Annotated in this window: 17 protein-coding genes, 1 pseudogene and 1 riboswitch; of the genes and pseudogenes, 6 read left to right on the plus strand and 12 right to left on the minus strand. The window is 75.2% G+C overall.

Annotation, left to right across the window (positions count from 1 at the left end; all coding sequences use genetic code 11):
• The first annotated feature begins 30 nt into the window (after positions 1 to 30).
• Complete coding sequence (locus BS73_RS05065; RefSeq protein WP_037570064.1) at positions 31 to 888, plus strand: SDR family oxidoreductase; 858 nt, start codon at positions 31 to 33, stop codon at positions 886 to 888.
• A gap of 60 nt (positions 889 to 948) precedes the next feature.
• Here the strand turns inward: BS73_RS05065 and BS73_RS05070 are convergent, their stop codons facing one another.
• From BS73_RS05070 to BS73_RS05080, 3 genes are all read right to left on the minus strand, one after another.
• Positions 949 to 1,686 carry a GntR family transcriptional regulator gene (locus BS73_RS05070; protein ID WP_407674963.1) on the minus strand — a complete coding sequence of 246 codons (738 nt, stop codon included), beginning with the start codon at positions 1,684 to 1,686 and terminating at the stop codon, positions 949 to 951.
• Positions 1,687 to 1,882: 196 nt separating this feature from the next.
• Positions 1,883 to 2,689: an SDR family NAD(P)-dependent oxidoreductase gene (locus BS73_RS05075; protein WP_037578261.1), complete on the minus strand. Its 807-nt coding sequence runs from the start codon at positions 2,687 to 2,689 to the stop codon at positions 1,883 to 1,885.
• An 85-nt stretch (positions 2,690 to 2,774) separates the two neighbouring features.
• Positions 2,775 to 3,248 (minus strand): SRPBCC family protein, encoded by a 474-nt coding sequence (locus BS73_RS05080; RefSeq protein WP_037570065.1) that lies wholly within the window; start codon positions 3,246 to 3,248, stop codon positions 2,775 to 2,777.
• Positions 3,249 to 3,347: 99 nt separating this feature from the next.
• Here BS73_RS05080 and BS73_RS05085 point away from each other — a divergent pair, with 99 nt between their 5' ends.
• The gene (locus tag BS73_RS05085; protein WP_037570069.1) at positions 3,348 to 3,839 is read left to right on the plus strand and encodes a PPOX class F420-dependent oxidoreductase; all 492 of its coding nucleotides are present in this window, start codon (positions 3,348 to 3,350) and stop codon (positions 3,837 to 3,839) included.
• Positions 3,840 to 3,846: 7 nt separating this feature from the next.
• Positions 3,847 to 4,800: an oxidoreductase gene (locus tag BS73_RS05090; RefSeq protein WP_037570071.1), complete on the plus strand. Its 954-nt coding sequence runs from the start codon at positions 3,847 to 3,849 to the stop codon at positions 4,798 to 4,800.
• A gap of 37 nt (positions 4,801 to 4,837) precedes the next feature.
• Here the strand turns inward: BS73_RS05090 and BS73_RS05095 are convergent, their stop codons facing one another.
• The 5 genes from BS73_RS05095 to BS73_RS05115 form a co-directional block, all read right to left on the minus strand.
• Positions 4,838 to 5,095: a CBU_0592 family membrane protein gene (locus tag BS73_RS05095; protein ID WP_037570073.1), complete on the minus strand. Its 258-nt coding sequence runs from the start codon at positions 5,093 to 5,095 to the stop codon at positions 4,838 to 4,840.
• Between the two features lie 35 nt (positions 5,096 to 5,130).
• Positions 5,131 to 5,194, minus strand: a riboswitch (guanidine-III (ykkC-III) riboswitch).
• Positions 5,195 to 5,232: 38 nt separating this feature from the next.
• Positions 5,233 to 7,470 carry a xanthine dehydrogenase family protein molybdopterin-binding subunit gene (locus tag BS73_RS05100; protein ID WP_063837127.1) on the minus strand — a complete coding sequence of 746 codons (2,238 nt, stop codon included), beginning with the start codon at positions 7,468 to 7,470 and terminating at the stop codon, positions 5,233 to 5,235.
• A gap of 5 nt (positions 7,471 to 7,475) precedes the next feature.
• Positions 7,476 to 8,516: an FAD binding domain-containing protein gene (locus BS73_RS05105; RefSeq protein ID WP_037570074.1), complete on the minus strand. Its 1,041-nt coding sequence runs from the start codon at positions 8,514 to 8,516 to the stop codon at positions 7,476 to 7,478.
• Complete coding sequence (locus tag BS73_RS05110; protein WP_084703810.1) at positions 8,509 to 9,072, minus strand: (2Fe-2S)-binding protein; 564 nt, start codon at positions 9,070 to 9,072, stop codon at positions 8,509 to 8,511. Before BS73_RS05110 ends, BS73_RS05105 begins: the two co-directional genes overlap by 8 nt.
• Positions 9,073 to 9,250: 178 nt before the next feature.
• Positions 9,251 to 10,642, minus strand: coding sequence for a S1C family serine protease (locus BS73_RS05115; RefSeq protein WP_051939471.1), 1,392 nt, complete (start codon positions 10,640 to 10,642; stop codon positions 9,251 to 9,253).
• A 201-nt stretch (positions 10,643 to 10,843) separates the two neighbouring features.
• Between BS73_RS05115 and BS73_RS05120 the strand changes: the two genes are divergently transcribed.
• Positions 10,844 to 11,377 (plus strand): GNAT family N-acetyltransferase, encoded by a 534-nt coding sequence (locus BS73_RS05120; RefSeq protein ID WP_051939473.1) that lies wholly within the window; start codon positions 10,844 to 10,846, stop codon positions 11,375 to 11,377.
• Between the two features lie 24 nt (positions 11,378 to 11,401).
• On the opposite strand, the gene glmS is transcribed toward BS73_RS05120, so the two are convergent.
• The 3 genes from glmS to lnt form a co-directional block, all read right to left on the minus strand.
• On the minus strand, positions 11,402 to 13,297 hold the full coding sequence (glmS, locus tag BS73_RS05125) for a glutamine--fructose-6-phosphate transaminase (isomerizing) (protein WP_037570075.1): 1,896 nt from the start codon (positions 13,295 to 13,297) through the stop codon (positions 11,402 to 11,404).
• A gap of 34 nt (positions 13,298 to 13,331) precedes the next feature.
• On the minus strand, positions 13,332 to 13,607 hold the full coding sequence (locus tag BS73_RS05130; protein WP_037570077.1) for a hypothetical protein: 276 nt from the start codon (positions 13,605 to 13,607) through the stop codon (positions 13,332 to 13,334).
• A 69-nt stretch (positions 13,608 to 13,676) separates the two neighbouring features.
• Positions 13,677 to 15,254 (minus strand): apolipoprotein N-acyltransferase, encoded by a 1,578-nt coding sequence (gene lnt, locus BS73_RS05135; protein WP_407674964.1) that lies wholly within the window; start codon positions 15,252 to 15,254, stop codon positions 13,677 to 13,679.
• A 148-nt stretch (positions 15,255 to 15,402) separates the two neighbouring features.
• Here lnt and BS73_RS05140 point away from each other — a divergent pair, with 148 nt between their 5' ends.
• The gene (locus BS73_RS05140; RefSeq protein ID WP_037570080.1) at positions 15,403 to 16,851 is read left to right on the plus strand and encodes a pyridoxal phosphate-dependent decarboxylase family protein; all 1,449 of its coding nucleotides are present in this window, start codon (positions 15,403 to 15,405) and stop codon (positions 16,849 to 16,851) included.
• A gap of 24 nt (positions 16,852 to 16,875) precedes the next feature.
• Here the strand turns inward: BS73_RS05140 and BS73_RS05145 are convergent.
• A pseudogene (locus BS73_RS05145) lies at positions 16,876 to 18,934 on the minus strand (prolyl oligopeptidase family serine peptidase).
• A 101-nt stretch (positions 18,935 to 19,035) separates the two neighbouring features.
• Between BS73_RS05145 and BS73_RS05150 the strand changes: the two are divergent.
• Positions 19,036 to 20,841 carry an FUSC family protein gene (locus BS73_RS05150; protein WP_051939475.1) on the plus strand — a complete coding sequence of 602 codons (1,806 nt, stop codon included), beginning with the start codon at positions 19,036 to 19,038 and terminating at the stop codon, positions 20,839 to 20,841.
• The last annotated feature ends 15 nt before the right edge of the window (positions 20,842 to 20,856 follow it).

Below are 20,856 nucleotides of genomic sequence, written 5' to 3' on the forward strand. Positions count from 1 at the left end.
GCCACCCTCCTCGACCCGAAGGGACATCGCATGATCGTCATCACCGGCGCCACCGGCAGCCTCAACGGCGCCACCGTCGAACACCTGCTGAAGCGCGTCCCCGCCGAGCGGATCGCCGTCAGCGTCCGCGACCCCGCCAAGGCGCGGCACCTCGCCGACCGGGGGGTCCGGGTGCGCCAGGGCAGCTACCAGGACCCGGCCGCGCTCCGGCACTCCTTCGAGGGCGCCGAGCAGGTCCTGCTGGTCTCCTCCAACGATCCGCACGCGGACGCGGTCGCCCTCCACCGGGCCGGCATCGAGGCCGCGGTCGCGGCGGGCGCCCAGCGCATCCTCTACACCAGCCACCAGGGCGCCGACGCCGACAGCCCCTTCCCCCCGGCCCGCGACCACGCGGCCACCGAGCGGCTGCTCGCCGAGTCCGGCGTCGCCTGGACGGCGCTGCGCAACGGCTTCTACGCGCACAGCCTGGGCTGGCTCCTCGGCCCCTGGCGGCAGACCGGCGTGATCGCCGCCCCGGCCGACGGGCCGGTCTCCTGGACCGACCGTGCGGACGCCGCCGAGGCGGCCGCGGTCATCCTGGCCGGCGACCGGCCCTTCGACGGCCCGGTGACCCTCACCGCCCGCCGGGCCGTGACCTTCGCCGACATCGCCGCCCTGGCCACCGAGATCACCGGCCGCGAGGTGCGGCGGCTGGTGCTGGACGACGAGCGCTGGGTCGCGGACCAGGTCGCCGCCGGCACCCCGGAGGAGTTGGCCCGGATGGTCCCGCCCACGTTCCAGGCCGCCCGCGAGGGCCGTCTCGCCGGGGTCGACCCGCTGCTGGCGCAGCTCCTCGGCCGGGAACCGCGCAGCGTCGCCGACCAGCTCACGGAGAGCGACGATGCCTGACGAACGAGAGCGGCGACGCCTGAGGAAAGAGAGCGCCGCCGCCTGACGAACGGTGGGCACTCAGGCGCTGCGGGCCACCTCGACCGGCTCCTGTCCGGCGGCCCCGAAGGTCAGCCGGCAGGTGTCGGCGCGGTAGGTGGAGACGGCGACCGCGCCGGTCCGGCCGTCGCCACCGCCGTAGCGGGTGGTGACCACCAGCACCGGGCTGCCCGGCGGGCGCTCCAGAAGGCGCGCCTCGGCGTCCTCGGCCACCCCCAGCTCCACGGCCCGGGACTCCGGCCCGGAGCGGGCCGCTTCCGGGTCGACCGCGCGCGGCACATACAGCGTCTCGGTGCCGACGGCCCTGCCGTCCACCACCCGCAGCCGCCGCACCGCGTGGACCGAGTCCCCGGCGGCCAGCCCCAGTTCGGAGGCGACCGCGGCCGGCGCCCCGGCCGGGCCGGACTCGACCACCCGCCAGACGTCCCGTTGCCCGTCGTCCACCGCGGCCGGGTCCGCCGTCGCGGCCGGCCCCACCGGGACGCCCATCCGCGGAGCGGCGATCACCGTGCCGATCCCGCGCCGGCGCACCAGCCTGCCCTCCAGCTCCAGCTGGTCCAGGGCCTGACGGAGCGTCGCCCGCGCGACGCCGAACCGGGCGGCCAGTTCGCGCTCGTTGGGCAGCGCGTCGCCGGGTCCGAACTCGGTGTCGATGGTGCGCACCAGCACGGTCCGCAGATACCAGTACTTGGGCTCCTGCGCGGCCGGCACGGCCGCCGGCCTCGCCGCCGGCGCCTCCGCGAGCTGTGTGGTCCCCACCCTGCGCCCTCCGACCGGGAGCGGACGCTTTTTGCGTCCTTCTTTATTAAAGGTCCCTGTACTAAACACGGACCTTAGGCCGATGCCGGGGACTTGGTCAATACCAATGCAGCGCCCCCTCATCCGGTGGCCGACCGTGGCCGGCCGCCGGATGAGGGGGCGTCAACTCGCCGTGGGGGCCTTCGCGACGGCCGGTTCAGATCCCGTATCCGCCGTCGACGTCGAGCTTCTGACCGGAGATGAAGCCGGCCCGCTCCGAGGCCAGGAAGCAGACCGCCTCGGCGACGTCCGCCGCCGCCCCGAACCTCCGCAGGGCGATGTTGCCGCGGGCCACCGCCAGCGCCCGTTCGTCCAGGTCGCCGGTGGAGATCAGCTGCCCGCCCATCCCGTCGGTGAGCATCCCGGGGCCGACGCAGTTGGCCCGCACCCCGTACCTCCCCTCCTCGGCGGCGAGGGCGCGCACCACCTGTTCGACCGCCCCCTTCGGTCCCGAGGAGAGGCCGTCCCGGACCGGGAAGCGGGCGGTGGCCGCCGTGGTGACGGCGACCAGACTGCCGCGCGAGCGGCGCAACGCGGGCAGCGCGGCATGCGCGACATTGAAGAACCCGGCCGCGTCCGCGGTGAGTTGGCGGGCGAAGTCGTCCGGGTCGACGGTGCTGAGGTGGACCATCGGGACGTGCGGCCCGGCCGCGTGGACGACCGTGTGGATCCCGCCGAGCTCCTCCTCGAACGCGCGGACCACCTCGCGGCAGCGCTGAGCGTCCGTCACCTCCAGCTGCCGGACGGCGATCCGCGGCCGCCCGCCGGCCCCTTCCCCGAGCCCGGACCGCTCGGCGGCCTCCGCGGCGGCCGCGACGACCGGTTCGACCCTGCCGCGGGCGCCGCGGTGGGTGAGGCCCAGCCGGCTGCCGCGCTCGGCGAGGAGCGCGGCGACGGCCGCCCCGATCCCGCCGGTGGCTCCGATGACCAGCGCGCCCCCGGGGCGTGAGGAGAAGTCGTCCATGGTCGCGTACGGTACCAAACGCTTGTTAGGCACACGGCCCGACGGATCCCGGAACTCCCTTGCGGGGCAAGCCCGCTGAGCCCGCTCAGCGGGCGGTGGCGAGCAACCGGCCGAGGCCGTTCCGGCCGTGACGCATCATCAGCCAGTGGTTGGCCCGGAAGAACGGCCGCCCGGGCAGCGCGAAGGCCCGCATCAGCGGCTTGCGGACCACCACGTCCTGCTGGAAGACGGCCACGGTGGCGCCGTCCCCGCGGCTGGTGACCGTCCACCGCGCGCTCCCCTCCAGATCCCCGCGCATCGCCGCCTCCAGCACGCCCTCCGCCGGATCCTCGCGCACCGCCGTGGCGACCACCACCAGGTCGTACGGCAGCGCGGAGCGGAAGCGCAGCACGCCGGTGCGCTCGTCGACCTGGCGCACCTCGCGGACCTCCGGCCACCAGTGCGGCCAGCGGCGCGGATCGCGCAGCTCCTGGTAGACCCGGCCGGGCGGCGCCGGGAGGTCCCACAGGCTGAGGAAGCGGTAGCGGTGCGGGTCCCAGGCACCCCCGTCGGGATTCATGCCGATCAGGGTAAACGCGCGTCGAACGGCCGGTAAGAACCGGCGCGGCCCGCCGCGGTCGGTGGTTCCCGGTCAGCCGGGGCACGTACCCTCTGGCGCATGAGTCGACGCATCGCCACCAACACCTCCGTGGACCAGAAGGCCCTGCTGGATTTCGTCCGCCCGCGCAACCGAGCCATCCTCATGACCACCCGGGCCGACGGCCGCCCGCAGGCCTCCCCGGTGACCTGCGGGGTGGACGACTCCGGCCGGATCGTCGTCTCCAGCTACCCCCAGCGCGCCAAGGTGCGCAACGCCCGCCGCGACCCGCGGGTCAGCGTGCTGGTCCTCTCCGAGGAGTTCGACGACCCGTGGGTGCAGGTGGACGGCACGGCCGAGGTGGTGGACGCCACCGAGGACACCGACCCGTTCGTCGAGTACTTCCGCAACATCGCCGGCGAGCACCCGGACTGGGACGAGTACCGCGAGGCGATGGTCAAGCAGGGCAAGTCTCTCCTCCGGATCACCCCGGAGCGCTGGGGCCCGATCGCCACCGGCGGCTTCCCGCCGGAGGCCGCCGGTCCCGAGGACACCTCGGACGAGGGGGCCTGACCAGCAGATGTCCCCCACCACGGCTGCCCGAGAGCGCTGGACCGTCCTCCACATGCCCGACCTCTCCGGACGGACCGCCCTGGTCACCGGCGCGAACAGCGGAATCGGCTGGCAGACCGCGCTGGAGCTGGCCAGACGCGGGGCCCGGGTGCTGCTCGCGGTCCGCGACCAGGAGCGCGGCGCTCGGGCGCTGACCGAGCTGCGCGGGCGCCTTCCGGGCGCCGTGGTGGAGACCGTTCCGCTGGACCTGGCCGACCTGGAGAGCGTCCGGTCCGCGGCCGAGGAGGTCGGCGACCGCCTGGACACCCTCGACCTGCTGGTCAACAACGCGGGGGTGATGGCCGTGCCGCAGCGCAGGACCACCGCCCAGGGCCTGGAACTCCAGATGGCCACCAACCACTTCGGGCACTTCGCCCTCACCGGACGGCTGCTGCCGCTGCTGCTGAAGCGGCCGGGCAGCCGGGTGGTGACGGTCTCCAGCTCGATGCACCGGCTGGGCCGCCTCGATCTGGCCGACCTCCAGCAGGAGCGCTCCTACCGGCCGTGGCGGGCCTACAACGCGGCCAAGCTGGCCAACGCGATGTTCACCCTGGAGCTCCAGCGCCGACTGGCGGCGGCGGACGCCAGAACCGCCAGTCTGGGCGCCCACCCCGGCTTCTCCGCCACCTCGCTGGTCGCCAACGGCCCGGCGGGCAGCGGTGGCCCGCTCGCCCCGATCACCGTCTGGGGCGCCCGGCTGGTCGGCCAGCCCGCCCACCAGGGCGCGCTGCCGACCCTCCGCGCCGCCACCGATCCGGCCGCCCGCGGCGGCGAGTACTACGGACCGGGCGGCTTCCAGGAGATGCGCGGCGCCCCGGTCCGGGTCGAGTACGCCCGGCGGGCGCACGACCGCGAGACCGCACGCCGGCTGTGGGAGGCCTCGGAGGAGCTGACCGGGGTGGTGCCGGCGCTGGGCGGCTGACGCCCCGCCCGGAGGCGCCCCCGCCGCTCCCCGGCGGTCAGTGGCCCGACGCGCGGGGCGACCGTCCGCGCAGCACCTGCGCCAGCCCCAGCGCGGAGACGATCGCCCACGCCCCCTCAAGCAGCAGGAAGCCCCACTGGAAGGTGATCAGGGCGTCCACCGCCATCGCCCCCGAACCGATCAGGTTGAGGACCAGGTAGACCTTGGACCTGGTGTTCATCCGGTCCGCCTGGGCCAGCATGAAGGGGATCAGGACCAGCAGGGAACCGAGGATCTGCACGAGTTGCTCAGCCATCGCGGCGCGCGCTCCTTCGTAGAACTGCGAAGAGTCACGCGCCGTCTTTTCCTGCCGGGTACGGCGCACCTCGTCCGGAGCACGCGGACCGGTGTCCCGTGCCGCCTCCATCCTCGCACAGCCTCAGCCGCGCATCCTCAGCCGCGCATCGCCTCCAGCAGCGCCTCCGGCGCGATCGGCAGCTCGCGTACCCGCACCCCCGTGGCGTGGAAGACCGCGTTGGCGATCGCCGGGCCGATGCCGACCGAGCCGAGCTCGCCGATGCCGCGCCCGCCGACCGGCCCGGCCAGCGGATCGCGCTCCTCCACGAAGGACAGGTCGAGCTCCGGCACGTCGGCGTTGACCGGGAGGAGGTAGCCGGCGAGGTTCTTGGAGACGAACCGGCCCAACCGCGGGTCGGTCTCGGTGTGTTCGAGGAGCGCCTGCCCGATCCCCCAGCTGATCCCGCCGATCATCTGGCTGCGCGCGGTCAGCGGGTTGACGATCCGGCCGGCGCTGTAGACGCCGGTGACCCGGCTCACCCGGGGGATCGCCAGCTCCGCGTCCACCCGCACCTCGACGAAGACCGCGCCGAAGGCGTGGAAGGCGTGGTCCTGGTGGGCCGGGTCCCAGTGCCCGAGCACCGCGAGCCGGCCCTCCGCCTGGGCGGCCTCCCCCGCCTCGGCGAGCAGCGCCGCCAGCGGCAGCCGCTTCCCGCCGTCCAGCACGGCGTCCGCCCCGTCGATGCCGGTGACCGGGCCGTCCCCGCCGGCCAGCTCGCCGAGCCGCTCGCGCAGCCGCGCGCAGGCGTCCAGCACCGCGGAGCCGACGCTGAGGGTGGTGGTGGAGCCGTAGGTCCCGGGCGCCTGCGGCAGTTCGGTGTCGCCCATCTCCAGCTCCACCGCGTCCGGGTCCGCGCCCAGCGCCTCGGCGGCGAGCTGCGGGAGGACGGTGCGCACCCCGTTGCCGATCTCCTGGACGGCGGCCGCGACCACCACCCTGCCGTCCGGGCCGACCGCCACCAGGGCGTCCGAGGGGTTGCGGAAGCTGTCCATCATGCAGCTCGCCACCCCCCACCCGACCAGGTCCCGGCCGTCCCGCAGGGAGCGCGGGGCCATCGGCCGGTCCGCCCAGCCGAAGCGCCGGGCACCCTCGGCGTAGCAGGCCAGAAGCTCCTTGGAGGAGAACGGCATTCCGCTGGTGGGATGGCGGTCGGCGTGGTTGAGGACGCGGAGGTCCAGCGGATCGATGCCCAGCTCGTAGGCCAGCTCGTCGACCGCGCCCTCCAGCGCCACCAGGCCCGGGCCGTCGATCGGCGAGCGCATCGCGGTGGGCAGCACGGTGTGCACCCGGGCCAGCGCGTGCGAGGTCTCGATGGCCGGAGCGGCATACAGGGTGCGGCTGCAGGAGGCCGCCAGCTCCACGTAGTCGGCGTGGGTGGCACAGGAGTTGACGGAGTGGTGGCGGACCGCGGTGAGCCTGCCGTCCCGGGTCGCGCCGAGGGTGATGGTCTGCCGGGTGGGCGGCTGGTAGCCGTGGGCGGTGAAGGCGTCGGCCCGGCTGAGCACCAGCCGCACCGGCCGTCCGAGCGCCTTGGCCGCCATCGGGGCGATCAGCTGGTGCGGCCAGACGAAGCCCTTGCAGCCGAAGGCGCCGCCGGTGAACCGGCACACCACCCGCACCTTCGCCGGCTCCAGCCGGAAGGCGGCGGCCAGCACGTCCCGTACCGCCAGCACGTTCTGCACCGTGTCGTGCACCAGCAGCCCGCCGTCCGGCCGCCATTCGGCGAGGGTCGCGGAGGGCTCGATCGGCGAGTGGTGGCGCAGCGCGGTGGCGTACTCCCGGTGGACCACCGCGTCCGCCCGGGCCAGCCCGGCGTCCACGTCGCCGACCAGGGTCCGGGACGGCGCCCAGGCGACGTCGGGGGCGGGTTCGGCCTCGGCCAGGGCGGAGTCGATGTCGGTCCGCACCGGGCGCCCGTCCCGGCCCGCCGTCCCGCTGTACTCGGCGCGGACCAGCCAGGCCGCCTGCCGCGCCTCCTCCAGCCGTTCGGCGAGGACCACCGCGATCGGCTGCCCCTCGTACCAGACGGTGTCCTCCTGGAGCGGGAGGTATCCGCCGGGGGCGTAGGTGAGGCCGGGCTCCTCGATCCGCGGGGCGTTGCGGTGGGTCAGCACCGCGACGACCCCGGGGGCCCGCTCCGCCTCTGCGGTGTCCAGGGACGCGATCCGCCCGGCCGGCACCGAGGAGGTGACCAGCACGGCGTGCAGCTGTCCCGGCGCCGACAGGTCACCCGTGTAGCGGGCCGCGCCGGTGACCTTCTGCCAGGCGTCCGCGCGGGGCCGCGCGCCCGCCCCGGAGACCGGTGATCCGTTCGAACTCGCGCTGGCGGTCATGGAGTTCACCGTCCTTCCGAGGTTCCGGCCCGGTCGAGGTCCCGCTCGCCGAGCACGGTCTCGACCAGCACACGGGCGGCGGCCCGCCTGGCCAGGTCGAGCTTGAAGACGTTGCCGGGCAGCGGAGCGGCCTCCGCCAGATCCTCCTCCAGGCCGTCGGCGACGGCGTTGCGCAGCACCGCCTCGTCCGCGAACACGCCGGCCAGCGCCCGCTCGGTGGCCGGCAGCCGCCACGGCCGGGCGGCCACCGCGCCCAGCGCCAGCCGGGCCCCGACCACCGTCTCGTCGTCCAGCTCCACCGCCGCCGCGGCCGAGACCAGGGCGAACTCGTAGGAGGCCCGCTCGCGGACCTTGAGGTAGCGGGAGCGGGCGGTGTCCGGGGCGGCCGGCACGGTGAGCCCGGTGATCAGCTCCCCCGGGGCCAGCACATGGTCCTCCTCGGGCCGGTCGCCGGGCAGCCGGTGGAGGTCGCGCACCGGCAACTCCCGCGCCCCGTCCGCCCCCAGGACCTGGACGACGGCGTCCAGCGCGGCCAGCGCCACCGCCAGGTCCGAGGGGTGGGCGGCGACGCAGCGGTGCTCCGGCCCGGTGCCGATGATCGCCGCCGTCCGGTGCTCGCCCTCCCTGGCACTGCAGCCGCTGCCGGGCCGGCGCTTCTCGCAGGGCAGTTCGCGCTCGGCCCGGAAGTACGGGCAGCGGGTGCGCTGCAGGAGGTTGCCGCCCATGGTGGCCATGTTGCGCAGCTGCGGGGAGGCGCTCAGCTCCAGCGCCTGGGCGATCGCCGGGTAGTGCCGGCGCACCGCGGGGTGGGCGGCGACGTCGCTCATCCTGGCCAGGGCGCCGATCCGGAGCCCCTCCGGACCGGCCTCGATCCCGGTGAGCGGCAGCCGCGAGATGTCCACCAGCAGCGCGGGCTCGGCGATGTGCTCCTTCATCAGGTTGACCAGCTCGGTGCCGCCGGCGATCAGCCGGGCCCCGGGCTCGGCGGCCAGCGCGGCGACCGCCCCGGCGGGTTCGCTGACCCGCAGATAGTCGACGTCACGCACCGGCCGTCTCCTCCGCCCGCTGCCGCCCCCGCTGCCCGGCTCCCACCGCGGTCTCGCCGGCGGCCGCCGCGGTCTCCCCGGCCGCCGCCCGGACCGCCCGCACGATGTGCTCGTAGGCGGCACAGCGGCAGATGTTGCCGCTCATCCACTCGCGGATCTCCGCGTCACTGCCGGCGTGCCCCTCGGCGATGCAGGCGGCCGCGGACATCAGCTGGCCGGGCGTGCAGTATCCGCACTGGAAGGCGTCGTGTTCGACGAAGGCGCGCTGCACCGGAGCCGGCGCGCCGGCACTGCCGAGGCCCTCGACGGTGGTGATCTCGCGCCCGTCCTGCATCAGGGCCAGCGTCAGGCAGGAGTTGACCCGCCGGCCGTCCAGATGCACGGTGCAGGCCCCGCACTCGCCGCGGTCGCAGCCCTTCTTCGTGCCGGTCAGGCCGAGGGTCTCTCTCAGGACGTCGAGGAGGGTCTGCCGCGGCTCGACCTCGATCCGGTGGTCCGTACCGTTGACCCGCAAAGTCAGCGGGCGACCGTGCTCCGTCCCGGTGCTACCAGGCATGGCTGCCGCTCTCCGTCACTCATCGGTGGTTCTCGGCGATGGGATCGTGCGATCGTGCCGACGCGCTCGGAACGCACTCAGCATCCCCCGCCGGGCCCGGTGCGCTCAAGCGGCTTCGGGCAACCCATCGGGCTGATCGGGAGAACGGCAGGTGGTGGGGTTCTCGGGCGGTGGCGGCTCAGTCCGGCGGCCCGGAGGCCAGAGTGACGGTTCCGGAGTGGGCGGCTCCGTTGGCGTCGGTCCACTGCACCGCCACCCTGTCCCCCGGGTGGTGGACCGAGACCAGGTCGGTGAGGGTGCTGGGGTCGCTGACACCGTGCCCGTCGAAGCCGGTGATCACGTCTCCCGAGGTGATCCCGGCCGATCCGGCGGGACCACCCGGGATCAGCCCCTCGACCAGCGCGCCGGACTGCGCCCCGGCCCCCGGACCGCCGCCGGAGCCCGAGCCCGAGCCCGAGCCCGACCCGGAGCCGCCCGCGCTCGGCGTGCTGACCTGGACGCCGAGCATCGCGGTCGCCCCGATGTGGACGCCGCCGGACTCGTGCCCGCTGTCGATCCTGGCGCGGGTCTGCACCGCCGTGTCGATCGGTACGGCGAAGCCCTGGCCGGAGCCGCTGGAGCCGCCGCCCATCTGGAAGCCGGCCGAGGCCGCGGTGTCCACCCCGACCACCCGGCCCTGGGAGTCCACCAGCGGCCCGCCCGAGTCGCCGGGCTGGACGTCCGCGTCGACCTCGATCAGGTCGCGGAGCTCCTCGCTGGAGCCGGTGGCCTCGTCCCGTGCGGTGATCGCCTGGTGGAGTGCGGTGACGCTGCCCGGCGCGGCCTGGGCGGCCCCCTGGCCGCCGGCGTTGCCTATCGCCGTGACCTGGTCGCCGACGCCCACTCCCGAGGAGCTGCCGACGTTGGCCGCGGTCAGCCCGGAGGCGTTCCGCAGCCGCAGTACGGCCAGGTCGTGGCCGCGGTCGTAGCCGACCACGTCGGCGGTGTAGCTGCGGTGGTTGCCCAGATCGGTGGCCTTGATCCGGGTCGCCCCGTCGATCACGTGGTTGTTGGTCAGCACTTCGCCCGAAGAGGTGAGGACGATCCCGGTGCCCTCCGCCTGGATGCCCTGGTAGCCCAGGGTGGTGGTGATGTCCACCAGCGACGGGGCGACCGAGGCGGCGACCCCGCTGAGGGTGCCGCCGGGCGAGGCGCTCGGGTTGCGCTGCGGATTCTGCGGGTTCTGGCTGGCGGGCGCGGTCGGCATCCCGGAGGGCTGACCGGCGGGCGGGGCCGCGGAGGCTCCCGAACCGCCCCATACGGCGTGGCCGATGCCTATCCCGGCGCCGACCGCCACGCCGGTCGCGACCAGTGCGGCGAGGGTGTTGCGGGCTCGGTGCCGGCGCCGCGGCCGCTCGTTCCACGGCCCCTGCGGCGGTGGCCAGGACGGATCCGGGTGGAACCACCCCCCGTCCTGTCCGCCGCCCTGACCGGCGGCCCACCGGCCCTCGGACGGGTACCCCTGGTCGCCTTCCGGCCCGGGACCGCGGCCTTCGCCGTGGTCGCCACCGCTTCCGTAACCCTGGCTCATCTCGTCACGCCTCCGAGAGGTCGGCCTCTCACGGCCCTCCTGGCCATCATGCGCGCGGCCCGGTTAAGCCGGGAGTCAAGGCTGACGCGCATGCCGGACCCATCCTCCGGGCAAAGGGGATATTCCGCCACCAATGCATCTTTACCTGGCAGTCACCCGGCGTTCGTGATCGTGAAACACCTGAGGACGACGATAGTCGGCATGGATACCCTGCGCCCGCTGAGGCTCCGTCAAACCACCGCGGCGGACACCCTGTTCATGGTCCGCGCGGCCGACCGGCGGGATCTGGACGCCGCCCGCGAGCTGCACGGCCGCTGCTCGGCACGCAGCCTGCGCAGCCGATACCACGGTCCGCTCCGGGACGCCGACCGATATCTCGACCATCTGCTGGACCGCCGGTTCGGCCGCAGCCTGGGCGTGTGGGCCGACGGCCGGCTGATCGCCCTCGGCCATCTCCTCCGGGACCCGGCCGAACCGGCGGCCGCCGAGCTCGCCCTGCTGGTGGAGGACGCCTGGCAGCACCGCGGCGTCGGCGCCGCGCTGGCCCGCGAGCTCCTGGCGGACGCCCACGACCAGGGGCTGCGCGAGGTCTGGGCACTGGCCCAGACCGCCAACGACGCGATGCTCGCCACCATGCGCGGCCTGGGCCTCCCGCTGGACTACGAGGTCGCGGACGGGACCATCACCGTCACGGCCTCGGTCGGCTCGACGGAGGCGGTGGAGGCCCTGGCCTGACCACCGCCCACGCCCGCCGCCGTGCTACTCCACCGTGACGGACTTCGCCAGGTTCCGCGGCTTGTCCACGTCCCGGCCCAGCGCCACCGCCGCGTGGTAGGCGAGCAGCTGGAGCGGGATGCCGAGGAGGATCGGGTCCAGTTCCGGCTCGTTCCGCGGCACCAGAACGGTGTCCTCGGCGAGCTTGACGTCCGGGGCGGTGTGCCCCACCATCAGCACCCGGCCGCGCCGAGCCCGGATCTCCCCCAGGGTGGTGAGGTTCTTCTCCAGCAGCTCGTCGTCCGGCACCACCGCCACGGTCGGCAGCTCCGGCCCGATCAGCGCCAGCGGCCCGTGCTTGAGCTCGCTCGCCGGGTAGGCCTCGGCGTGGACGTACGAGACCTCCTTGAGCTTCTGGGCGCCCTCCCGGGCCACCGGCCAGCCGCGCACCCGGCCGACGAACATCATCCCGGGGTGGTCGGCGTACCGCTTGGCCAGCTCGGCGATCTGACCGGTCTTCTTCTCGTGGTCGAGGATCTGCCGGATCTGGTCCGGCAGCGCCTTCAGTCCGGCGCAGATCCGCCGCCCGTCGGCCGGCGAGAGGTCGTGCACCCGGCCGAAGTGCAGCGCGATCAGCGCGAAGGCCACCACCGTCGAGGTGAAGGCCTTGGTGGAGGCCACCGAGATCTCCGGGCCGGCGTGGAGGTACAGCCCGCCGTCGCACTCCCGGGCGATCGCCGAGCCCACGGTGTTGACCACGCCGAGCACCCGCCCGCCCTTGCGCTTGATCTCCTGCACCGCCGCCAGCGTGTCGTAGGTCTCGCCGGACTGGCTGACCGCGATGTAGAGGGTGTCGGCCTCGATCACCGGGTTGCGGTAGCGGAACTCGGAGGCCGGCTCGGCGTGGGCGGGCACCCGGGAGAGCTCCTCGATCAGCTGCGCGCCCAGCTCGCCCGCGTAGTACGCGGAGCCGCAGCCGAGGACCTTCACCCGGCGGAAGGCCCGCGCCTCCCGCGGGTCCAGGTTGAGACCGCCCAGGTGGGCGGTGGCGAACCGGTCGTCGATCCGGCCGCTCAGGGTGCGCTCGACGGCGGCCGGCTGCTCGTGGATCTCCTTGGCGAGGAAGTGCTCGTACTCGCCGGTGTCGAAGGAGCCGACCTCCCAGTCCACCGTGGAGGGCTGCTTGGCGGTGGCCCGGGCGTCCTCGGTGAAGGTGCGGAAGCCGTCCGCGCGGACCACGGCGAGTTCGCCGTCGTCCAGGTGGACGACCTGGCGGGTGTAGCGGACCAGCGCGGCCACGTCGGAGGCGGCGAACATCTCCTTCTCGCCGATGCCCAGCACGATCGGGCTGCCGTTGCGGGCGACCACGATCCGGTCCGGCTGCTCGGCGTCCAGCACGGCGACCCCGTAGGTGCCGACGACCTGCTGGAGGCTGCGGCGGACCGCCTCCTCCAGGTCCCCGTCCGCCTCGGCCAGCTGGGCGGAGACCAGGTGGGCGAGCACCTCGGTGTCGGTCTCCGAGAGGAACTCGGCGCCCTCGTCCCGCAGCCGGGCGCGCAGTTCGTCCGCGTTCTCCAGGATGCCGTTGTGGACCACCGCGATCCGCCCGGCGCGGTCGGTGTGGGGGTGGGCGTTGGCGTCCGAGGGCTCGCCGTGGGTGGCCCAGCGGGTGTGGCCGATCCCGGCGCCGCCCTTGAAGCGGGCCGGCACGGTCTCGGCGAGGTCGGCGACCCTGCCCTTGGTCTTGCGCACCCGCAGCTCGCGCGGGGCGTCCTGGTGCGCGCCCCGGGCGCCCTTGGCCGCCTTGGCGCCCTTGGCGCCCGCCGGGGGCGCGACGGCGATACCGGCCGAGTCGTAGCCCCGGTACTCCAGCCGCTGCAGTCCCTCCAGCAGGATGGGCGCGGCGTCCCGCGGGCCGATGTAGGCGACGATCCCGCACATGGGCGGTCTCCTTCCGTTCGGACTCTCCGGTAGGTCACCCGTAGACGAGGCGACGCAGTTGACGCACCGACAGTTCCGGTGCGGCGACGCGGTGGGCGGGCAGCTCGGCCGCGAGGCGGTCGAAGATCTGCGTGTTGGTCAGACCCCGCGCCTGCAGCTCCGCATGGCGCCGGCGGACGTACTCCTCGGTGGTCTCGGAGAAGTACGCGAGGACGTCGGCCACCACCCGGGCGGCCTCGCCGGGACCGAGATGGGTGGTCCGGGTGAGATACGCGATCAGGTCCTCATGGGCCGGGCGGGAGCTGGGCATGGCCAGAGACCCTACGGATTCTCGGAGGGAAGTCAAAGAATCCTGCCCGATATCGGGCAGGATTACGCTCTACCGGCCGTGCGGCAGCCCTATTCGCCGGCCCTGGCGCCGCCTCAGCACCCCGGCGAGCCCCAGCAGCGTGGCCAGCGCGAGGACGGCCTCGCCGCCGTGCGGAACCCAGTCGCCCCAGCGGTCGTAGAGGGTGCCGCCGGTGGCCAGCGGCACCCGGTAGACGGTGGACCCGCTCGTCGAGGTGGACAGCCACTGGCCGACCGGCCGGCCCAGCGGGTCGTAGGCCGCGCTGACCCCGGTGAGGGTGCCCTGCACCACCGAGCGCCCGGTCTCCGCGGCCCGCAGCGCCGCCAGCGAGGCGTGCTGCTCGGGAGCCCAGGTGTGCTGGAAGGTCGCCGTCGAGGACTGCACCACCAGCACCTGGGCACCGCGGCCGGCCAGCGTCCGGCTCATGTCGGGGAAGGCCGACTCGAAGCAGATCAGCGGACCGACCACCAGTCTCGGGGTCCGGATCAGCACCGGCCCTGCGCCCCGCATCCGGTCCTCCCCGGCCGCCTTGGACATCCCGGCCACCCAGCCGAGCAGCGGCCGCAGCGGCACGTACTCGCCGAACGGCACCAGCCGGATCTTGTCGTACCGCTGGCCGGTCAGGCCGGACGGGGAGAGCAGCACCGAGCTCTTGTAGATCCCCGGCCGCGGGCCGCCCCGCCGCGCGTCCACGTTGACCAGCAGGTCCGCGCCGACCGCGGCCGAGTCCCGGGAGAGCCGGGCGAGCTCGGCGGGGTGCCGGGCCAGATCGGAGTCGATGCTGCTCTCGCCCCAGACCACCAGGTCCGGGCGGTAGACGGTGAGCATCCGGGTGAGCACCTCGGCCCGGGCGGTGCGCTCGCGCGCGGAGTCCCCCAGCCCCGGCTGGACCACGCCGACGGCGGCCGTGCCGCGCAGCCGCGGCTGCGGGGCCCAGGCCGCCGCGTTCCCGGCCGTCAGGACCACCGCGACCAGCGCCAGCCAGCCGACCGGCCCCCGTCCGCGCCGGATCACCAGCAGCGCGACCGCGGTGTTCACCGCCAGCAGCAGCCAGCTCACCAGCCAGACCCCGCCGATCGAGGCGAGCGCCAGGGCGGGCCGGAACCGCCACTGGCTGGCCCCCATCAGCCCCCACGGTCCGCCCAGGTACTGCCAGGAGCGCACGGTCTCGATCAGCAGCCAGCCGGAGGGCAGCAGCACCAGCGCCGCCGCCGAGCGCCCCGCCTCGGGCCGCCCGGCCAGCAGCCGCCAGACCAGCCAGCCCCAGGGCGCCCAGAGGAGCCCGAGGAGGGCGGCCAGGCCCAGGATGAAGACGCCCAGGCTGGGCGCCAGCCAGCTCATCACGCCGAGGAGGAAGCCGGTCCCGGCGTACCAGCCGCGCCGGGCGGCCTGCCGGGCGGTCCCGGCCGAGCGCAGTACGAGGATCGCGGGCACCAGCGCGACGCCGGCCAGCCACCACTGACCGGGGTCCGGGAAGCAGAGCAGCGGCAGCGCGCCGGCGGCGACGGTGGCCGCGGGTGCGGCAGCGCGCCGGCCCAGCCGCCCGATCCCGTCCGCCAGTCCGCGCCGGGCCCCGCGCGGTTCTTCGCCGACGACGAGCTCCGTCACCTGCCGCACCCCCTCAGCCGAGTCCATGCATGCCCCGATGAACCGATTCTGACCCGCTGTCAGCGGTCCCGCAGTCGCGGTGCCCGGGGCGCGGGGCCGCTGCGGGCCTCCCGAACGGCCCGCCGGATGCGCCCGTTACCCTGTCGGCATGCTCGAATCCGCAGTTCAGGACAGCTTTCGCGAAGCCGCGGCGCAGGCCGCGGAACTCGTCGCCGACTATCTCGCCGACCTGCCGGACCGCCCGGTCTGGCAGCCGATGCCGGAGGAGGCCCGCGCCGCCCTGGCCGACCAGCCGCTGCCGGCCGCCGGCCTGGCGCTGCCCGAACTGCTGGCGGCCGCGGAACGCACGGTGCTGCCGTACCCGATGGGCAACGGCCATCCCCGCTTCTTCGGCTGGGTGAACGCGGCCCCCGCCCCGGCGGGCATCCTCGGCTCCTTCCTGGCCTCCGCGATGAACCCCAGCTCGGCCGGCGGCGACCACGCCGACATCCACCTGGAGCGCACGGTGGTGCGCTGGATAGCCGAGCTGGTCGGCTTCCCCCACCCGCCCGGGGCCGGGCTGCTGACCTCGGGCGCCTCGATGGCGACCATCGTGGCCCTGGGCGCCGCCCGGCGGCGGGCCGCCGAGCGGGCGGGGCACGACGTCCGCGCGGACGGCCTCTCCGGCCTCCCCCCGCTGGTCGGCTACGCCACCGGGGAGACCCACTCCTGCGTCACCAAGGCCGTGGAGCTCCTCGGCATCGGCAGCCGCAACCTCCGCACCCTGCCGACCGGCCCGGACGGCCGCTTCGACCCGGCCGCGCTGCGCGCCGCGGTGGCCGAGGACCGCGCGGCCGGCCGGCTGCCCTGCTTCGCCGCGGCCTCGGCCGGCACGGTCAACGCCGGCACCGTCGACCCGCTGGCCGAGATCGCCGACGTCTGCGCCGAGCTCGGCCTGTGGCTGCACGTGGACGGCGCGTACGGAGCCTTCGGCGCCCTCGACCCGGAGCTGGGCGAGCGCTACCGCGGCCTGGAGCGGGCCGACTCGCTGGCGCTCGACCCGCACAAGTGGCTGAGCGTCCCGGTGGACTGCGGCTGCCTGCTGGTCCGCGACCCGGAGCAGCTGCGCGGCACCTTCTCCCTGGTCCCTCCGTATCTGCGGGACGACAGCGACCCGTTGGGCTGGTTCTCCGAGTACGGGATCGAGCAGACCCGCCCGTTCCGCTCGCTCAAGGTCTGGGCCACCCTGGCGCACGCCGGCCGGGACGGGCTGCGGGAGCGGATCACGACCTGCACCCGGCTGGCCCGCCGACTGGGCGAGCTCGTCGCCGAGGCCCCTGATCTGGAGCTCCTCGCCCCGGTCGAGACCTCGATCGCCGCCTACCGCTTCGCCCCTGCGGACCCGGCCGTCCCGGCCGACCTGCTGGACAAGGTCAACCACGCGCTGCCGCTGCGGGTGCAGCAGCGCGGCCGCGCCTTCGTCACCGGCACCGTGCTGCGCGGCCGGGAGGCGTCCCGGGCCTGCCTGCTGAACGCCGCCACCACGGAGGAGGACCTTCGGGTGCTGGTCGAGGAGACCCTCGCGGCCGGCCGGGAGCTGCTCGCCGAGCTCGCCTGAGCGGCCCGGCGAGCGCCCTCCGCGCTACGACCGCCAGTCGATCTCGCCCGGCTCCGCCGCCTCTCCGGGGTCGGCCGGCTGGAAGCCGAACACCCTTGAGTAGAGGGCGAGTTCGGTACGCAGACAGGCGACGGTGGTCTCCGCCCGGCGGAAGCCGTGGCCCTCGCCCTCGAAGGCCAGGTAGGCGTGCGGGACGCCGCGCCCGGCCATGCGGGCGAGGAAGCGCTCGCACTGCACGGGCGGGCAGATCACGTCGTCGAGGCCCTGGAGGAGGACGAACGGGGCCTCGACCCGGTCGGCGTGGTTGACCGGGGAGCGGTCCCGGTAGCGCTGCTCGCTCTCCGGCAGCGGGCCGACCAGGCTCTCCAGATAGCGCGACTCGAAGTCGTGGGTCTCGTTCGCCGACCAGCCGCCCAGATCGAAGATCGGGAAGTAGATGGCGGCGCAGGCGTAGGTGTCCGGGCTGAAGACGATCGACGCGCCGCTGGTCCAGCCGCCCGCGCTGCCGCCGCGGATGCCGAGCCGGCGCCGGTCCGCGGCGCCCTCGGCGGCCAGGCCCAGCGCGGCGGCCGCGCAGTCCTCGACGTCCACCACGCCCCAGTTCTCCCGCAGCCGGTTGCGGTACTCCCGCCCGTAGCCGGTGGAGCCGCCGTAGTCGACCTCGACCACGCCCAGCCCGCGGCTGGTGAACCAGGCGGTCTCCAGGTCGGGCACCAGCCGCCGCCGGCTGGTGGGCCCGCCGTGCACCACCACGACATAGGGCGGCAGCTCGCCCTCCGGGGCGGTGAACGCGGGGTTGCGCGGGGGATAGACGACCGCGTGGACCTCCCGTCCGCCGGGGCCGGAGAAGGTCCTGGCCTGCGGCTGCGGCAGATAGCCGGGCTCCACCGCGTCCCGGTGCGGACGTCCGACCACCCGGGCGCTCGGCGCCCCCGAGGCCGGCACGGTCACCTCGACCACCTCGAAGTCGGTGGTCGGCGAGGCGGCCACGCCGACCAGCCGCACGCCGCCGTCCGCGACCTGCGCCGACTCCAGGTGCTCGGCCCACTCGGTCCACCGGCCGGGCACCTCCTCCAGCGTCCCCGGGCGGGGTCGAGGAGGCCGAGCCGGGCCTCGCCGCGCCCGTGGAGCACGGCGATCCTGCCGCCGGCGGCCTCGCCGAGGGGGCGAACCAGCGGAGGCCGAGGTTCCACAGCGGGCCGCCGAACTCCTCCGCCCGGAACGCCTCGGGGACCAGCGGACGCGGCTCCACGCTGCCCTCGGCGCCCGGTTCGAGAGCGGCGGCGGGCAGCAGCTCCAGGTTCCACCAACCACTGCGGTCGGTGGAGAGGAGCAGTCCTGAGCCGTCCGGCGCCCACTCCACCTGGCAGACCGACTCCTCGGGCCCGCCGGCCACCGTCCGCGGCTCGCCGAGGCCGCCGTCCGGCAGCACCTCGGCGACCCGCACCTCGGTACCGTCCCAGGGCATCGCCGGGTGCTCCCAGGCGATCCAGGCGGCCCGCCGGCCGTCCGGGGAGGGCTTGGGCTCGGTGACGAACCAGCGGTCGGCCCGCAGCACCCGCACCCGCGAGGGGTCCTCGGCCGCGGAGCCGTCCAGGGGGATCGAGACCAGGTCGCGGCGCAGCTCGTCGGGGGCGGTGCCGTGGAACGCCTCCCGGATGCACCAGACCCGCTCCCCGACCAGGACCGGGGCGGCGTAGCGGAGGCCGGCCGGCAGCCCGGGCACGGGGGTGAGCGGCTCGGGGCGGGCGTCCGGGGCGTCCGGGCGGTGGCGGTAGAGCCGCTGGTCGGCGAAGTCCGTGAAGACCACAAGCGGTCCATCGTCCAGCATCCGCGCCGTCCAGGCCCGGCCGCCGTACTCGTGCACCCGGTTGCGGACGTTCCACGGCGCGGGCAGCACGTCGGCGGACTCGCCGTCGCGGAGGCGGACCAGTGCCGTGCGGCCGGCCTCCGCCGGGCGGGGCTCGGTCCACCACACCTCGTCGCCGACGGGGGCGGCCCAGCCGGGCCTGCCGCCGTGCTCCGCCGCGTCCTCGGCGCGAATCGGGGACTTCCAGCTGCCGTAGGGGGCGGTTGCGGGCATGCGGCCTCCCGGTCCGTGATCTGACGTTTCGCCAGACGCTACCGCCCCGCTCCCGCGAAGTCATTTCATTTACTTGTAAAACACCTGCTAAACTTATCCCCATGTCGACCACCGCGGCCCAGCTGCCCCGCCCCCGCCGCACCCGGATACGCCCGCTGCCGCTGCGCGGGCTCTTCCGGCTCCGGCCGACCTCCGACACCTGGTACAAGCAGGGACTGAGCGCCGCCCTGACGCTGGCGATGATCACCGTGCCGCTGCTCGCGCTCGACCGGCTGAACCTCGCCGTCTACGCCACCGCCGGCGGCCTCGCCGCCATGTACGGCCACGGCCTGCCCTACCCGGCGCGGGCCAGGAGCGTCCTCGGGGTGGGCCTCGGGATGTTCCTCGCCGCCGCGGCCGCGACCACCACCGCCGCGCTGACCGGGAACGGCTGGATCCGGGTCGCCGTGGTGGCGGTGATCGCCGCCTGCCAGAAGGCCGGCTGCGACGCCTCCCGGATCGGCCCGCCCGGGCCCGTCGTGATGACCTTCCTCTCCTGTGGACTGGCCTTCCTGCCGGGGCGCCTCTCCGACCTGCCGCAACATTTGGCGCTCACCGCCATGGGCGCGGCGCTGGCCTGGCTGGTCTGCATGGCGCCGGCGCTGGTGCGGCCGCACGGGCCGGAGCGGATCGCGGTGGCCCGGGCGCTGGAGGCCGCCGCCCCGCTGGCCTCCGAGGCCCCCTCGACCGCCCAGCGGCACGCCGCCGGCGGGCTGCTGCTGGCCGCCTGGCAGACGCTCGGCCGGATGTCCGCCCGCGGACCGCGGCCGGCCGCCCTCCGGCACTCGCTGGAGCAGTTGCTGCTGCGCGCCGAGACGGTGCTGGCCGCGGCGGACGCGCCGGACGGGCCGGCTCCGGCGGCCACCGCCGAGCAGCTTCGGCGCTGGGCCGCGGACCTGCGCTCCGACCGGCCGCTCCCCCGGTGGGCGGCCGCCGGCGAGCTGCCGCCGCATCCGGTGCCGGCGCCGCCGTCGGTTCGGGCGAAGCTGCGCTCGCTGGCCCCCGGCTCCCCGCTGCTTCCGGTGGTGGCCCGGGTCGCGGTGGGCTCCGCCGCCGGCGGCTGGATCTCGCTGGCGCTCGGGGTGGGCCACCCGTACTGGGGGGTGATCACTGCCGCCGCCGTCTTCACCGGGAACGCCGTGCAGGGCTGGACCCGGGCGGTGAACCGGGTCGCCGGCAGCCTGGCCGGGCTGCTGATCTTCACCGCCCTCCAGCCGGTGCTGCACCTGGGCGGGGCCGTCCTGGTGGCGGTCGCCCTGGTCTGCATGCTCTGCGCCGAACTCGCCATGCCCAAGGGCTACTGGCTGGGCGTCACCTTCGTGACCCCGCTGGCGCTGGTGATGAACGAGTTCGGTGGTCCTCTGCCGACCGGGCAGCTGGTCTCCCAGCGCTGGATCGACACCTGCGTGGGCGCCGCGGTCGGGCTCCTCGGCTGCCTGCTGGTGCCCAACCGGCGGGCCACCCGCCGGGTCCACCGGGCGCTCGGCGCGCTGTCCGCGGCCGACCGCGCGGCCCGCCGGCGGCTCGCCGAACTGCCCGCCCCCGGCGGCCTCTCCGTCGAGCGGCGGCTCCGCGCCCAGCACGCGCTGGGCGACGCCCGGCACACCGTCTCGGCGGCGCTGGTCGAGCTCAGGGCCGCGCTGGAGGCCGCCGCGGGAGAGTGGTGGCAGCCCGCGGGGCCGGCCGAGGACCCCGGCGACGCCCAGGACCGGGCCCGGCTGCTGCTCGCCGAACTCACCCGCAGGCGGGCGGCGCTGGCCTTCGAGCGGCCGGTGGCCTCGGCCGTCCGGGTGCGGATCCCCGAGCCCTCCGAGGGGCCGGTCGCGATCGAGCTCCCGCTGACCGTGCCGGCCGAAGCGGACGCATAGGATCGACCGACGACA

This window comes from Phaeacidiphilus oryzae TH49, assembly GCF_000744815.1.
Taxonomy (GTDB): Bacteria; Actinomycetota; Actinomycetes; order Streptomycetales; family Streptomycetaceae; genus Phaeacidiphilus; species Phaeacidiphilus oryzae.